Raw genomic sequence first — 16,605 nt, forward strand, 5'->3', positions numbered from 1 at the left:
AAATCAAGTCATGTCCACTACAAACAATCGAGACGAGCGCAATTTCAGACAAGCCGCTTTAGATTATCACAGCAATGAACCGAAGGGGAAAATTGAAGTAATTCCCTCTAAACCACATTCTTCGCAGCGCGATCTGTCGCTGGCATATTCGCCCGGAGTTGCTATCCCGTGTCTCGAAATTGAAAAAGATCCGAAACTCGCATATGAGTACACCGGAAAAGGAAATCTTGTTGCTGTAATCTCCAATGGAACTGCGGTTTTAGGTTTGGGCGACATCGGTGCTGAAGCTTCAAAACCGGTCATGGAAGGTAAAGGATTGCTTTTTAAAATTTTTGCGGACATCAATGTTTTTGATATTGAAATCAACGAAAAAGATCCCGACAAATTCATCGAAATTGTAAAAGGTATTGCGCCAACTTTTGGTGGAATTAACCTTGAAGATATTAAAGCGCCTGAAGCTTTTTACATCGAGCAGCGTTTGAAGGAAGAGCTTAATATTCCGCTGATGCACGACGATCAGCACGGAACAGCGATTATTTCTGCTGCAGCTTTGGTTAACGCACTTGAAATTGCAGATAAAAAAATCGATGAGATAAAAATGGTGGTAAACGGTGCCGGCGCCGCTGCAATTGCATGTACAAAGCTGTATGTTCAGCTTGGCCTTCGCATAGAAAATATTTTAATGTGCGATTCCAAAGGCGTTATCAATCAGCGTCGCGAAAACCTGACCCCAGAAAAACTAGATTTTGTTGCTAATACGGACCGAAATACTTTAGCTGAAGCCTTGAAAGGTGCGGACGTATTCATTGGTCTTTCCAAAGGAAATATTATGACGCCGGAAATGCTGATGCAAATGGCAGAAAATCCGATCGTTTTCGGTTTGGCAAATCCAGACCCGGAAATTGAATACGATGTTGCGATGTCGACCAGACCCGACACCATTATGGCAACCGGTCGAAGCGACTATCCTAACCAGGTAAATAATGTTTTAGGTTTCCCGTACATTTTCCGCGGCGCTTTAGACGTACAGGCAACCGGAATTAATGAAGCCATGAAATTGGCCGCAGTTCATGCGATTGCTAAACTAGCGAAAGAGCCAGTTCCGGAAGCTGTAATTCTCGCGTACAGTTTAAAAGGTTTGAATTTCGGACGCGAATATTTTATTCCAAAACCGTTTGATAACCGTTTAATTACAAGAGTTTCTGTTGCGGTAGCAAAAGCGGCAATGGAAAGCGGAATTGCCGGTAAACCCATCGAAAATTTTGACGAGTATGAAAATGCTTTGCTGGATCGAATGGGTCGCGACGAAAAACTCATCCGCATGATGCAAAATCGTGCGCGGTCGAATCCCAAACGCGTTACGCTAGGAAATGCGGAAGAATATAATGTGTTAAAAGCTGCTCAGATTCTCGTTGAAGAAGGTATTGCGCACCCGATTTTATTAGGTGAAAAGAAATACATTCAGCAGCAGATGAAAAAATTCGGTATTGAGCTGAACGTACCGATTATTGATCCAATGGACGATGATCAGGCAGAAAACCGTCTGGAGTACCGGGAAACACTCTGGAAAATGCGCCAGCGCAAAGGCATGAATGAATATAAAGCAAAAAGATATGTACGGCAGCGTGATTATTTCGGTCCCTTAATGCTTCATCATAATGACACCGACGCTTTAATTGTTGGTTTTTCGAAAAATTATGCGTCTACGATTAAACCTATTTTGAAAATCGTGGAAAAAGAAAAGGGTGTAGATAAAATTTCCTCCATGATGATGATTATGACGGAGAAGAAGCCCATTTTCTTTGCGGATACTTCCATTAATCAAAACCCAACAGCTGAAGATTTGGTGAATATAGCACGAATGTCTGAGATGACTGTGCGAACGTTTGCTGTAGAACCGCGAATAGCGATGTTGTCTTTTGAAAACTTTTCCAGCCGTTCGGAAACCTCAAAAAAAGTGGCTAAAGCAGTTTCTATCTTGCACGAAAAATTTCCCAAAATGATTGTGGATGGTGAAATTCAACCTGATTTTGCCTTGGATAGCGACCATCTTTCTGATTATCCTTTTTCAAAATTGGGAACAACGCCGGCGAACGTTTTTGTCTTTCCGAATTTAGAAAGTGCAAATATTTCCTATAAAATTATCCGTGGTTTAAAAGTAGCGCAAGTCGTTGGACCAATTTTAATGGGCTTGAAAAAACCAGTTCACGTCCTGCAAATGCGCGCCAGTGTCGATGAAATCGTGAATCTGGCAACAATAGCTGTTTTGGATGCGCAGCGCCGTGAAGAATCAAAAGCGTAATTATTAATTTTTAAAAATGATATATTCGCTTAAAGGAATTGTTCAGCAACTTAACCCAACTTCCGTCGTCGTTGATGTAAACGGTGTGGGTTATTTTGTTGGCATCAGTCTGCAAACCTCAGAAAAATTGGTCTTAGGAAAGGAAACTTTTTTAAACATCCAGCAAATCATCCGCGAAGATGCAAACCTGCTTTTTGGTTTTGATACCATCGCTGAAAAAGAGCTGTTTAATTTGCTGATCAGCGTGAATGGGGTTGGGCCGGTCTCGGCTTTAATCATGCTTTCATCGCTGTCTTTGCAGGAGATTGCTACCGGCATCCTATCAAACAACAGCATGATGCTGCAAAAGGTAAAAGGAATTGGTGCCAAGACTGCAGAGCGTATTATCGTGGAACTGAAAGATAAAATGCAAAAATTTGCCGTTTCAGCCGGTAATTTTTCACCGGCCGTAAATAATAAAGTGAAGGAGGAATCGTTATCAGCTTTAGAAGTTTTGGGTATTTCAAAAAAAATGAGCGAGAAAATTGCCGACCGTATTTTAAAGCAAAACCCGGACTTGACGGTAGAAGACCTGATAAAACAAATATTAAAAAATATTTAACATTTGGGAAGAAAAAGATTAATTCAACAGCGTTTTTTAGGTTTTCTACTTACGTTTTTTTCTCTTACGTCGGTTTTCGCGCAGGTTAAACCCAGCGATAGTGCCAGCGTACGACAGGATTTTTCTTTGCCCAATCCCACCCGCTACGAAGCATTTTATGATGTTTCCAGCGGCATGTACATTCTTTATCCCAAAATCGGTAATATGGTGGTGGGAAATCCCGTTTCCATGACGTCTGCAGAATACCAAAAGTATATGCTGACCAACGAAATAAGCGAATATTACCGTGAAAAATCATCAATTAATGATTTAGGTTATAGGAAAGATCAGACGGAAGCCATAAAAAAAGGTTTACTACCATCTGTAAAGGTTAAAAACAAACTTTTTGAAACCTTATTTGGCGGCAATAAGATTGAAATTATTCCGCAAGGGTTCGCTTCCTTTGACATTGGAGGTCTTTACCAAAAAATAGATAATCCGTTAATTTTGCCCCAAAACAGGACCAATTTTGCTATTGATATTCAGCAGCGAATCCAGTTGGGAATGATTGGTAAAGTAGGTGAAAATCTACAGTTAAAAGCCAATTACGATACCCAAAGCGGTTTTGCTTTTGAAAACCGCATGAACCTCATCTGGCAGGCAAAAGGAACCTGGCGCGATTTACAGACCAAAGGTTTAAATAACCCAACTGGCAGCGGCGAAGATAAAATCATCAAGCGCGTGGAATTCGGAAATGTAAATATGCCGCTTTCCACTAGTTTAATTCGCGGTTCCGAATCGCTTTTTGGACTAAAGACGGAGTTTCAGCTGGGGAAAACCTACGGAACTTTGGTGTTTTCGCAACAGCAAGGTGAAGCCCGAAACATCATTGCTCAGGGCGGTGGCGTTATGAACACTTTTAAGTTCAACGCGGTAGATTATGAAGATAATCAGCACTATTTTCTGGGACATTTTTTCTTAAATACTTACGACAAAGCGCTTCTTAATTACCCCCAGATCAATTCCCGTGTGAATATCAGCCGCATTGAAGCCTGGGTTTTAGATCAGGGTTCCGGAAATCTTCAGGACCAAAAAGGAATTCTTGGGATTCGGGATTTAGGTGATGGCACGTCAGGTTTTCCGGATAATTCACAAAATAATTTATACCAAAGCATCGTCAGTTTAGGTCCGGCAATTCGCGACGTAAATACCGCCTACAATGCTATAAATGGTAAATCTTTCCCGAACGCAAACGGTTCAGCAGAAAATTACGTGGACGGTGAGCAATTTATCTTCAACCGTAAAGCAAGAAAATTAAATCAAAACGAATTTACTTATCATCCGCAGTTAGGTTACGTTTCACTGAACCAAAGACTTAATGACAACCAGCTTTTGGCAGTTTCGTACAGTTATACTTTAAATGGTGACAATAAAGTTTATAAAGTTGGTGAATTTTCGGAGGAAAGTCCGGTGCTCATCACCAAAGTTCTGAAACCGAACAGCACCGTGAAAACTTCATCGCCAATGTGGGATTTGATGATGAAGAACATTTATTCATTAAATACCAATCAGATTAATCCAGACGGATTTTTACTCAACGTGTATTACCGCGATCCTCAAACAGGCGGAAAGGTAAATTATTTGCCAACAACTGTTAACGCGCCCGACCCTCAGGTTAATCCTAATTTACTGAAACTCTTCAACTGGGACCGTTTAAATATGAATAACGATTTGCAGGAAGGTTCAGGTGAAACAGGCGACGGCATTTTCGATTATGTTCCCGGCATTACGGTGAGTTCCGAAAACGGACGCGTAATTTTCACTAAAGCCAAACCTTTCGGCGCTTATCTGGAAAGTGTATTGGGAAAAGACGATCCGAATTTCGTTTTTAATGACCTTTACAATCAGCAAAAGCAGGTCGCTTCGCAGAACAATCTTGCGTTGCGATATACCATGGAAGGCCGTTATAAAGGCAGCCAGGGTTCGGGCATTTCATTAGGAGCGATTAACGTGCCGCAAGGTTCTGTAAAAGTTACCGCCAACGGCGTACAGCTTCAGGAGGGTATTGATTATACCGTCGATTATATGCTGGGAACGGTAAACATTATCAATGAAACCGTAAAGCAGTCGGGGCAGGCGATCAATATTTCATTGGAAAATCAGCTGACTTTCAATACCCAAAGAAAAAGATTCCTGGGTTTAAATCTCGAAAGAAGATTTAATGAACATTTAACCGTCGGTGCTACGGTGGTAAATTATGCCGAAACGCCGCTAACCCAAAAGGTAAATTTTGGTCAGGAAGCTGTGAATAATACAATGGCTGGCTTCAATATTTTGTATAACAACGAATTGCCTTTTTTAACCCGCTTAACCGATAAAATTCCGTTTGTAAATACCGAAGCACCATCGAATTTGAACTTTATGGCTGAAGGAGCCTATTTAATTCCGGGTCAAAATAAAGGAATTGGCGACCAGTCTTATATCGATGATTTTGAACAAAGTACCTCAAAAATTTCGCTGAAAGAACCTGCGATGTGGAGTTTGGCTTCAAAACCGGAAAAAAATCCGGAACCTATTTTTTCTACCGGTAATCTCAATGATAATTTATCTTTTGGAAATGGACGTGGTTTGTTAAGCTGGTACAATATTGATCCGAGATTTTATGGAATAGGAGGAAAAGCGCCGAGTGGAATTAATGCCGAAGCCGTATCAAATCACGCGTCCCGACGTGTGAAAACATCTGAACTGTTCAACAGCCGCGATTTCGTTGCCGGTGAACAACTGTATACCAACACGTTCGACCTTACTTATTTCCCGACGGAAAGGGGACCATATAATGTAAATCCAGCTTCTGAAACTACGCAGCAGCGCTGGGCGGGGTTAATGAGACCTATTTCGGTGTCCAATTTCACCAATTCAAATATCGAATATGTGGAGTTCTGGATGATGGATCCTTACGCAGACGGAAATCCGTTAGGTGCAACACCAAAACTTCTTTTACAATTGGGAAATGTTTCCGAAGACTTGCTGAAAGATGGTAAACTTATGTACGAAAACGGCTTGCCAACACCTGCCGTTCCTGCAAATACCACGACTACAAATTGGGGTGTTCAACCGAATCAATTCCCGGTGCTTTATGCATTTTCTTCGGAAGGTGCAGAGCGTACGGCGCAGGATTTAGGTTATGACGGTCTTGATGCTGCGGGAGAAACAGCCAAGTTCGCGACCAATTTTATTAATCCGGTTACCAATAATTCGGATCCGGCGTCGGATGATTTCGTATTTTATTTATCAGACCAGTTTCAAGGAAATCAAGCGGGTTCTGTAACCCAACGCTATAAATACTTCCGTGGTCCTGAAGGTAATTCGCAAAGCAATTCTCTGGAAGTTGCCACACAAACTCCGGATGCTGAAGATGTAAACCGCGATTACAACCTGGACCAAAGCGAAAACTATAACCAGTACACCATTAATCTCGATAAAAATAACCTGCAATTAGGGCAAAATTTTATTGTTGATGTTAAAGAAGTGGAAAGTAAATTTCAAAACGGACAAACCGGAACCAACAAATGGTATTTATTCCGTGTGCCGGTGGCGCAATATGATTATGATGCCGGCGAAGCAGATCCTTCCATTCTGAATAATGTACGGTTCGCAAGAATGCTGCTTACTGGATTCGACCAAACTTCTACGCTTCGTTTTGGAACTTTGGATTTGGTTCGAAGCGATTGGCGAAAATATACCAAAAACATCGCGACAAATGCTTCTGATACTGAAGGAATTGAGCTGGTAACCGACCAGAATTTAGATGTCGGAAGTGTAAATTTGGAAGAAAACGGTTTAAGCCAACCGCCTTATGTTCTGCCTCCGGGAATTGACCGTCAGGTTTTGAGCGGAAATGCCGGTGTACAGAGACAGAATGAAGCTTCTTTATATTTAAAAGCGGCGCCTTTAGAAAAAAATTCTTCGCGCGGAGTTTTTAAAAATGTGGCTTTGGATATGCGTCGTTACAAAAAGCTGGAGCTTTTCGTTCACGCTGAAGATTTAAAAGATGTTACTTCTTCGAACTACGATGAAGACGCTAAATTTTTCATCCGTTTTGGTAGTGATGCAACCGACAATTATTACGAGTATGAAGCTTCGCTGAAATATACTTCAAAAAATGCACGTTCACCGCTGGAAATTTGGCCTTCGGAAAATAATGTAGATTTAGAAATCCAGGATTTTGTGGATGCAAAACTGCGCCGCGACCAAAACTATCCGACCGAAATAGAACTTCGCCGCGAAGATGTGGAATACGGTTCACTTGATCCTAACAAAAAAATATATATCAAAGGTCGCCCGAGTTTAGGCAACGTAACGACCATTATGTTGGGTGTGCGCAATAAAAATTCCGTTGTTTCCAAAGAAGTGGTGCTATGGGTTAATGAAATCCGTCTTTCTGAAATTGAAAATAAAGGCGGTTATGCTGGGAATGCAAGTGTGAATTTTAACCTTGGTGATTTTGCTTTGGTTAATGCCAACGCTTCTTATTCAACCATTGGTTTTGGAGGTATTACCGAAAAACCCGCGGAAAGAGCCCAGTCTACATTAGCTGCTTATAACATCAATACGACCGTGAACGTGGATAAATTTTTACCGGAAAAATTTGGTTTAAAGGTGCCGGTAAATTATTCCTACACGCAAACGATTGAAGATCCGAAATACAATCCGCTGGATAATGATGTAACTTTTGAAAAAGCACCAAATAAAGAAGAGCTGAAAACCGTTGCACGAACTTACACGCAGCAACGCAGCATTGGCGTGGTAAATATGCGAAAGGAACGAATGAATCCTAATAAAAAACCGCGCTTTTATGACGTAGAAAATCTATCGGTGACCGCGATTTATAACGATGATTATTTCCGCGATGTTTATACCAAAAAGAATTACCGCCAATATCTGAAAGGTTATATCGACTATAATTATTCCTTCAAACCTTGGGTTTTAAGACCATTTAATAAACTGGTCAGCGACACGGCAAAATCGTACAAATATTTACGCTGGATTAAGGAAGTAAACTTTAATCCGGTTCCGACGAGACTTTCTTTCAGAACAGAAATCGACCGAAATTATAATGAGCTGGAATTCAGAAATATCGATGCAATTCTTGGCGGAAATGCGGCGCAGGATTTCGACGTAATCAAAAACCGGAATTTCTATTTTGGCTGGCAATATGGTATTGGTTTTAATTTTACCAAATCGCTCAAACTCGATATAAATTCCGCCATGCGGACTTTAAACGACAATCTGAGTGTCTATAATATGAACACAAAATCGATTTTCGCTGATCCTTTCCGAGCTGGTCGACCAGTTTTGTACAATCACCGCGTTCAGCTGAGTTATCGTTTGCCTTTTGAATATTTGCCTTATTTGGACTTTATTAATGCCGAACTAGGTTATGGTTTTACCTATAACTGGAACGCGCGCAGCACTGTACTTACAAATTTCAGAAATCCGGACACTGGACGTGAAGAAAGTTTGGGTAGTATCGGTCAAAATACCAATAATATTATTGCGACAGCAGCGGTAGATGTTCCAAAATTTTTCGGAAAATTTAAATATTTCCAGGCAATTAGTTCCACAATGCAAAAACGCCGTCAGGAAATCGATTCACTGAACAATGTTTATAATTTAGCCTGGCAGAAGAAAAACAAAAAGCGAAATTTCAAAAATTACAGATTCAAAAATAAATTAAATCCAATGCAGGCGGTTGCTTACGCATTAACCTCCGTGAAGCAGCTGGATATTTCTTACAACGAAAACAACGGAACTGTTTTACCTGGTTTATTGGCAGCGCCAAACTGGTACGGATATGGCCAAAATATCGGCGGACCAACTGTTGGTTTCCTTGTAGGTTCTCAGGCAGACATTAGACGAACAGTGATTGAAAACGGTTGGATTTCGGATTCCAATTATATGAACGATCCTTATTCGCAGCTGAAAAATCAAAACTTCCTCGCGAACGTCCAGATTATGCCGGTAAACGATTTCCGGATCGATATTAATTTCCTGAAAAATTACAACAGCAATTTCATTCAGGGCGGTTATAATGTAGATGCAGATTCCGATCCTAATAATGGTTTTCAGTTCTCCTTTGGCAGCGATTTAATCACCTATTCCAAAACGGCGTGGACCTTCGGAACTTCGTTTGTAGACGGCCGTACGATTTACGAAAATATGATCTCAAATGCCCGGGAAATTTCTCAGCAATTCGGTGGACCGCTTGATGCTAATGGCTTTACAGACGGACATTCATTAGCAAACGCTTACGTTTTGGTTCCGGCTTTTCAGGCAGCTGTTGAAGGTAAGTCGGCGGGTGGTCCGCTGGACAATCCGAAAAAATCCGGTTTCCCATTACCGAACTGGCGTGTGACTTATTCCGGTTTAAAAAATATTCCGCTTATAAACAGCCAATTTTCCAAATTTGATATTTTGCACGGTTACACTTCCACGTACACCGCCGCGGGAATCCAGTCCAGCATTGATTATTACAATGTTCAGAACAACGGTACTGACAACCGCGACGCGTTTGGCGATTTTTACAATCCTTACACGTTTTCGCAGGTTGGCTATGTGGAAGCTTTTGCGCCGCTGATCGGTGCTGATGTAACGATGCGAAATAATATGCAGTTCCGTGCGCAGTACAACACCGACCGTTTGTTTATGCTCGGTTTGATAAATCATACGCTGACAGAAGATATCGGGAAAGAATATATCCTCGGTTTTGGGTATATTTTGAAGGATTTAAAATTGAAGCTGAACTTCAAAGGAAAACAGCGCAACATTAAAAGTGACCTAAATGTTCGTGGCGATTTTGCTTTAAGAGACAGCCAAACCAGAATTACCAATATTTTGCAGGACGATTCTCAGGTAACGGGCGGCCAGCGGATGCTGAGCTTAAAACTTTCCGCAGATTATAATATGTCGCAGAATTTCAACATCCGGTTTTTCTACGACCAGCTGATGACGAAATATAAAATTTCTACGGCGTTTCCGCTTTCAACAGTACGTGCGGGACTTACAGCGACATTTACTTTCGGTGGCACCGGTGGGTTTTAATTTGGTTAAAAAATTCCCTGCTAAATGACCATTTTTTTCCGATTTGAAAACCTGAATAAAAAATCATTTGGTTTAAAAATTCGCTGCTAAATGACCGTTTTTTCTGATTTTAAAAAAAGCAGAATTAAAGTGATTTAATCTGAAAAAAATCCGGGCTATTTAAGCCTTTTTTCCTGAATTGAAAAAACATGAAATTAAATCCTTAATTTTGCTTTCATTATAACATTTTATGGATCAGGATATCGACTTTGACGACGATGTGTTCACCGGAAAAGAACATACACCGCTTCGCGCAGATGCTTTTGATAAATTACCGGCGGAAAAAATTCAGCTTATTCAGCAACATTTCCATGAAATTATGGAAACGCTTGGTCTGGATATGACCGATGATTCGCTGAAAGATTCCCCAAGACGCGTGGCAAAAATGTATGTAAACGAAATTTTCGGCGGTCTTCTGCCCGAAAATAAACCGCGGATTTCCACTTTTTCCAATAAATACAAATACCGCCAAATGCTTGTGGAAAAAGACATCACCGTATATTCTTTCTGCGAGCACCATTTTTTACCGATTATCGGCAAAGCGCACGTGGCGTATATTTCAAACGGCGAAGTGATCGGTCTTTCAAAAATCAACCGCATTGTGGATTATTATTCGAAACGTCCGCAAGTTCAGGAAAGGCTGACGATGCAAATTGTGGATGCGCTGAAAGATGCTTTAGGTACCAAAGATGTAGCGTGTATCATTGAAGCAAAACATTTGTGCGTGAACTGTCGCGGCATTAAAGATACTGCAAGCTCCACCACAACCGCCGAGCTTAGCGGCCTTTTCCGAACCAATCCGATTACGCGTCAGGAATTCTTGCACTACGTAGGAAACCACGCAAAACTGGACTAATTTCAAACTTAAAACAATGAATTTAAAAATATACAATTCCCTTTCCGGTGAAAAAGAAATTTTCACGCCTATTCACGAAAACAGCGTCGGGATGTATGTTTGCGGCCCTACCGTGTACAGCAATGTGCATTTGGGAAATGTACGAACTTTCATGTCTTTTGATTTTATTTACCGCACTTTGGTGCACCTTGGTTACAAAGTTCGGTACGTGCGAAATATTACGGATGCCGGACATTTGACAGACGACGGCGATGTTGATAATGACCGTTTCGTAAAGCAATCGCGCCTGGAAAAACTGGAGCCGATGGAAATCGTACAGAAATATACCGTAGATTTTCATAAAGTTTTAGAGATATTCAATTTACTTCCGCCAACGATCGAACCGACTGCGACGGGACATATTTTAGAGCAAATCGAATTGACGCAGAAACTTTTAGATAAAGGTTTTGCGTATCAAAGGAACGGTTCCGTTTATTTCGATGTCTTGGAATACAACCGCCGCGGTTTAAATTATGGTGAACTTTCCCGTAGAAATATTGAAGAACTTTTTGTAAACACGCGCGACCTCGACGGACAAAGCGAAAAGAAAAATCCGCAGGATTTTGCCTTGTGGAAAGCCGCTTCGCCTGCACATATTATGCGCTGGAATTCGCCGTGGGGTGAAGGTTTTCCGGGCTGGCATCTGGAATGTACAGCCATGTCAACTAAATATTTAGGTGAAAGATTTGATATTCATGGTGGTGGAATGGATTTGAAATTTCCACATCACGAATGTGAAGTTGCCCAGGGAAAAGCCTGCAATGGTGTAGAACCTGTTAATTACTGGATGCACGCAAACATGCTGACGATGAACGGTCAGCGCATGAGTAAATCTACCGGGAATTATATTTTACCGATGGAATTGGTTTCCGGAAGCAACGACTTTTTCGAAAAAGCTTTTCATCCGACTATCGTGCGTTTCAATTTTATGCAGGCGCATTACCGCAGCGTTTTGGATATTTCCAATGAGGCCATGATCGCAAGTGAGAAAGGATTTCAGCGTTTGATGGAAGCGCTGAAGGTGCTTTCAAATACAACTTTTTCCAGTGCTGAGGTTTCCAGTTTTGATGTTGAAGCCTGGAGAGAAAAATGTTATGCTGCGTTAACTGACGATTTTAATTCACCGATTTTAATAGCACATCTTTTTGAATCTGCTAATTTCATTTTTAAATTAAAAGAAGGAAAAGAAAGTATTTCCGCTCAGGATTTAGAAGAATTGAAAACCTTGCTGAAAAGCTTTATTTTCGATGTTTTAGGCTTGCAGAATATCGAGGAAAATAACAATGAAAAGCTTGACCAGACTTTACAGGTTTTAATTGAACTCAGAAATCAGGCGCGTAAAGCCAAAAATTTCGATCTTTCAGACCAAATCCGTGATCGTTTGCTTGCCGAAGGAATTGAGCTTAAAGACGGAAGAGACGGCACAACGTATTCGATATCATAAGGTTATCTGAAGCATTTTATTTTTTTTGAAAAAAATGCCCAAATAGCAGCTAAAATTTTTATTAAATAAAACCTCCGAAGAAATTTCTTCGGAGGTTTTTTTATTTCACCTGGCGGAAATGTTTAATCAAACATTTTTTCGTATCAGTTTGTATTGGTTCTGTAATAAAATGATTATCAATAGTTAAACTGAAAAATATCACCTTTAAAGCAGCTAAAATTTGGTATTCATTCTTGAAAAATTTGCTAAATTGCAGTCATTAAAAAATAAATTTGATGAAACTTTATCTTAATATAAATTTCCAGACGAAAGTTGGTGAAAATCTGCAACTTCTGGTTTTAAATGACGGAATTGAAGAGAAAATTTATCACCTTAATTATACCGATAATGGAAACTGGACAGGTGAAATAGATTTTTTTTCGAAAACCATTTCATATAAATATCGGGTTACCGGCCAGCACGGCAATATTATTAATGAAGAATATTCGGTGCACTATCTGGCTTTTCCGCATAATTATGATGAGTTTGTAATTTATGATTCCTGGAACGCCAAAAATTTCCCGGAGAATTACCTGAACAATAAAATTCTTAAGAATAAGCTTCAAAGCTTTACACCCGGTAAAGTTAGCGCGCTAAAAAAACACACCCATCTTTTCCGCCTGGAAGCGCCGGTGTATAATCCGGACTGGCAGATTGTCATGCTGGGAAACTGCGAAGTGCTGGGTAATTGGCAATATTTGAAAACTTTGCCGATGAATCAGACAGATTTCGGAATCTGGGAAGTCGCTGTGGTATTGCCGCAAAACCACATGATCGAATATAAATACGGTTTGATGAACATCGAGACCGGCGAAGTTTTCGGTGTGGAATACGGCCCGAACCGTTGGGCTTTGCCGAACGCTGAAAACAATGCACTTCAAATAAAATCCGATCATTATTTCCGTTTCAAGTCGCATGAAATGTACCATGCCGCCGGAGTTGCGGTGCCGGTTTTTTCGTTACGAACCGAAAATGGTTTTGGTGTTGGTGAATTTCCCGATTTAAAAAATCTGGCAGATTGGGCGAAAGAAACCAATCTTTCGATTTTGCAGATTCTACCGATTAACGACACGACTGCGAATTATTCGTGGACCGATTCTTATCCATATGCGGCGATTTCGGTGTATGCGCTTCACCCGCAATATTTGTCGGTTGAAAAACTAGATTTTCCTATACCGAATGATTTAGTTGAAGAATATAAAGCAGAAAAAGATGCTTTGAATGAACTTTCGCTCATCGATTATGAAAAAGTAATTTCCGGAAAATGGAAATATTTAAAAGCAATTTTTGCCGGCAATTTTGACCAAATTTTAAAAGACAGAAATTTTAAGAAATTCCTGAAAGAAAATGAAGAATGGCTTTTACCGTATTCAGCTTTCTGCGTTTTACGCGATAGATATCAAACGCCGAACTTCAATGAATGGAAAACGCACCGAAAATTTATTTTTGGTAAAGTTTCGCCGTTCTTTTCACCAAAAAACAAAGATTTTGCTGCTGCCATGTTGCAAGCCTGGGTTCAGTACCAACTTCATCTGCAGCTAAAAGACGCTATAGATTATACACACCGCTTGGGAATTTCGGTTAAAGGTGATTTGCCGATCGGTATTTACCGCTATTCCGTGGAAGCTTGGGCCGAACCGGAACTTTTCGGTATGGATTTTCAGGCGGGCGCACCGCCGGATCAGTTTACTGAACTCGGTCAAAACTGGGAATTTCCGACCTACAACTGGGAAGCGATGAAAGCCGACGGTTACCGCTGGTGGAAAAACCGCTTCAAAGCGCTGGAGCAATATTTCGATGCGATGCGCATCGACCATATTTTAGGATTTTTCCGAATCTGGAGAATGCCGATGAGCGCGACCCAAGGAATTTTGGGATATTTTTATCCTGCTGTTCCGGTTAAAATTGAAGAATTTCACGCGCGGGATATTCATTTTGATTATGAAAGATTTTGCAAGCCGTTCATTAACGACCAGATTTTGTGGGATTATTTCGGCGAGGAACGCGATGATGTTCAGGAGCATTTCCTGAATAACCATTTCGATGGAACTTACACTTTCAAAGAAGAATTTGATACCCAGCGAAAACTTGCTGATTACTTTAAAACAAGATCCTTTAACGGGGCAGAAGAACCACTGCTTTCTTTAGCTGCGAACGTATTGTTTTTACAGGAAGCGCTCGGCAATGATCAATATGTTTATCATCCACGCTTTAATGTGGAGAAAACAGATTCTTATAAATACCTAAACGACAGCGAAAAGTGGAAAATTTCCGAATTATACCGGGATTATTTCTTCCACCGACAGGACGGACTTTGGTATCAGCAGGGAATGGAAAAACTTCCGGTCATACTGAATTCTACCGATATGCTGATTTGCGGTGAAGATTTAGGTTTGGTTCCGGATTGCGTTCCCGAGGTGATGGACCGTCTGGGAATTACCGCTTTGAAAGTGCAGAGAATGCCCGCCGATGATTCGCTGTGGTACGATCCGCAAAATGCGACTTATATGAATGTGGTGACGGCGAGTTCGCACGACAGTTCTACCTTGCGGCAGTGGTGGCAGGAAGACCGTGAATTGACGCAAAAGTATTTTCAGCATCAGCTGGGGCAATACGGTACCGCGCCATGGCATCTGGAATGTGAGCTGGCGGAAATGATAATGCTTCAGCATTTGTACAACAACGCGATGCTGGCAATTTTTCCGATTCAAGAGTTTTTAGCAACCGATAATAAGCTGAAAAACCCGAATATGGAAGAAGAACGTATTAACCAACCGGCCGTTTTCCCGCATTACTGGCGCTATAGAATGCATCTGAACATAGAAGATATGGTAGCAGAGTCAGATTTCAATAAAAAAATAGCGTACTGGATTTCTGATTCAAATAGAATTTAAAAATAGTTCCCAAAAATAGCAGCTATATAAATCGCTAAAAAATAGCGTTTTAGCCCGGAATAAACAGAAGTTGAATCACTGCATTTAACTTCTGTTTTATTTTTATATCAAATAACCAGCTAATACAAAAAGCAGCTGATTATTTTTATACTGAATTTAATTATCACTGAAAATTATGGCACGTTTTTTAATTATTAGTTAAAGAATCAATACATAAATTGAAATTGAAATGAAAAAAATTATACTAGGTTTATCTGTGTTTGCAATGACATTGGTTTCCGCTCAAAATTATCCCGATTATTACCCGAACAGCAGCTATGGAAATGGCAACTACTACGGCGATGACGATGATGCGTTTTATTTCCCGGACGATTATTACTACGAATATCCGAGTGATTATTACAATAATGACCTGTACAGAAATTATTACAGCGACTACCGAAGCAGCATTAATAATGTAAACTGGAACCGCTTCTTTTCGATGTACCGACTTTCACCGTGGCAAATTCAGCAAATTATGATGTTGAACGACAGTTTTTCTTCATTCAGCGCGTGGAATTCTTACTACCGATATAACCCAGACAGATGGTATTACGACCGCTTCTATGCTTTGCAGAGAATTTTGGGACCGAATTTGTTTGTCGTTTTTCAGAACAGTTATTATAACGGGTACAACCCGGTAATTTATTACCAGAATTATAACCAAAGACACTACGCCAGAAATATTTACGTAGTACCGAGATACAGAAGTGTAAATGTGAATGTTTACCGTGTGGACCGAAACAATTATCACCAGAATAATTCGCGCAGAAATATTGGTTTTGAACAGCCGTCGCGCACCGGACAAACACAAACAGTTACTCCGAACCGCAACAGTGGTTTTAGAAATGACACCAATGAAAGTGCTTCACGTACAAGAACAAATACTTTTAAGTCTGAAACTGTGAAACCAAATGCATCCGCAAGAACTGATGCAGGAACAAGATCAAATTCCACAAGGAGACCGGCAGAAATGCCTTCGAATTCAGGATTTAGATCAGAAACAGCACAGCCAGACAGATCTATGCGAAATGCAACCCAACCTCGCAGAATGGAAAATTATTCCGGCAGTTCCACCCAGGACGCCGGCGCAGGAACCAGAAATTCCAGCGTAAGAAACTCGGGAGGCCGATTAACTTCCCGATAATTTTAGATTTTTAATGTTAATAATGATGGGAGAGCAGTTTAATTTTAAACTGCTCTTTTTTTAGCCGCTAAAAGCACTTTTTTTTCGATTTTGGCTTCGATGTTAAATTCAGAAAAAAAGCCCTG

At 40.6% G+C, this 16,605-nt stretch carries 7 protein-coding genes; all 7 read left to right on the top strand.

The features are described from left to right. Positions 1-10: 10 nt before the first annotated feature. The 7 genes from OA84_RS04255 (at position 11) to OA84_RS11155 (ending at position 16,480) form a co-directional block, all read left to right on the top strand. Complete coding sequence (locus OA84_RS04255; RefSeq protein WP_039342986.1) at positions 11-2,302, top strand: NADP-dependent malic enzyme; 2,292 nt, start codon at positions 11-13, stop codon at positions 2,300-2,302. A 16-nt stretch (positions 2,303-2,318) separates the two neighbouring features. Continuing rightward, the gene (ruvA, locus tag OA84_RS04260; RefSeq protein ID WP_039342990.1) at positions 2,319-2,903 is read left to right on the top strand and encodes a Holliday junction branch migration protein RuvA; all 585 of its coding nucleotides are present in this window, start codon (positions 2,319-2,321) and stop codon (positions 2,901-2,903) included. A 21-nt stretch (positions 2,904-2,924) separates the two neighbouring features. After that, positions 2,925-9,983 (top strand): T9SS outer membrane translocon Sov/SprA, encoded by a 7,059-nt coding sequence (gene sov, locus OA84_RS04265; protein ID WP_039345653.1) that lies wholly within the window; start codon positions 2,925-2,927, stop codon positions 9,981-9,983. Positions 9,984-10,212: 229 nt separating this feature from the next. Next, positions 10,213-10,878, top strand: a complete 666-nt coding sequence (gene folE / locus OA84_RS04270) for a GTP cyclohydrolase I FolE (protein ID WP_039342993.1) — start codon at positions 10,213-10,215, stop codon at positions 10,876-10,878. Positions 10,879-10,894: 16 nt separating this feature from the next. After that, entirely contained in the window at positions 10,895-12,361 is a 1,467-nt protein-coding gene (gene cysS / locus OA84_RS04275; RefSeq protein WP_039342997.1) for a cysteine--tRNA ligase, read from the top strand. Between the two features lie 275 nt (positions 12,362-12,636). Next, positions 12,637-15,294 carry a 4-alpha-glucanotransferase gene (locus OA84_RS04280; RefSeq protein ID WP_039343000.1) on the top strand — a complete coding sequence of 886 codons (2,658 nt, stop codon included), beginning with the start codon at positions 12,637-12,639 and terminating at the stop codon, positions 15,292-15,294. A 229-nt stretch (positions 15,295-15,523) separates the two neighbouring features. Next, on the top strand, positions 15,524-16,480 hold the full coding sequence (locus OA84_RS11155) for a hypothetical protein (protein WP_156965038.1): 957 nt from the start codon (positions 15,524-15,526) through the stop codon (positions 16,478-16,480). Positions 16,481-16,605: the final 125 nt, after the last annotated feature.

It is taken from the genome of Kaistella solincola (assembly GCF_000812875.1).
Taxonomy (GTDB): domain Bacteria; phylum Bacteroidota; class Bacteroidia; order Flavobacteriales; family Weeksellaceae; genus Kaistella; species Kaistella solincola.

Bases quoted from the DNA above. Each gene is read 5' to 3' on its own strand.
- OA84_RS04255 (WP_039342986.1), top strand. From the start codon at position 11: ATGTCCACTACAAACAATCGAGACGAGCGCAATTTCAGACAAGCCGCT.
- ruvA (WP_039342990.1), top strand. From the start codon at position 2,319: ATGATATATTCGCTTAAAGGAATTGTTCAGCAACTTAACCCAACTTCC.
- folE (WP_039342993.1), top strand. From the start codon at position 10,213: ATGGATCAGGATATCGACTTTGACGACGATGTGTTCACCGGAAAAGAA.
- cysS (WP_039342997.1), top strand. From the start codon at position 10,895: ATGAATTTAAAAATATACAATTCCCTTTCCGGTGAAAAAGAAATTTTC.
- OA84_RS04280 (WP_039343000.1), top strand. From the start codon at position 12,637: ATGAAACTTTATCTTAATATAAATTTCCAGACGAAAGTTGGTGAAAAT.
- OA84_RS11155 (WP_156965038.1), top strand. From the start codon at position 15,524: ATGAAAAAAATTATACTAGGTTTATCTGTGTTTGCAATGACATTGGTT.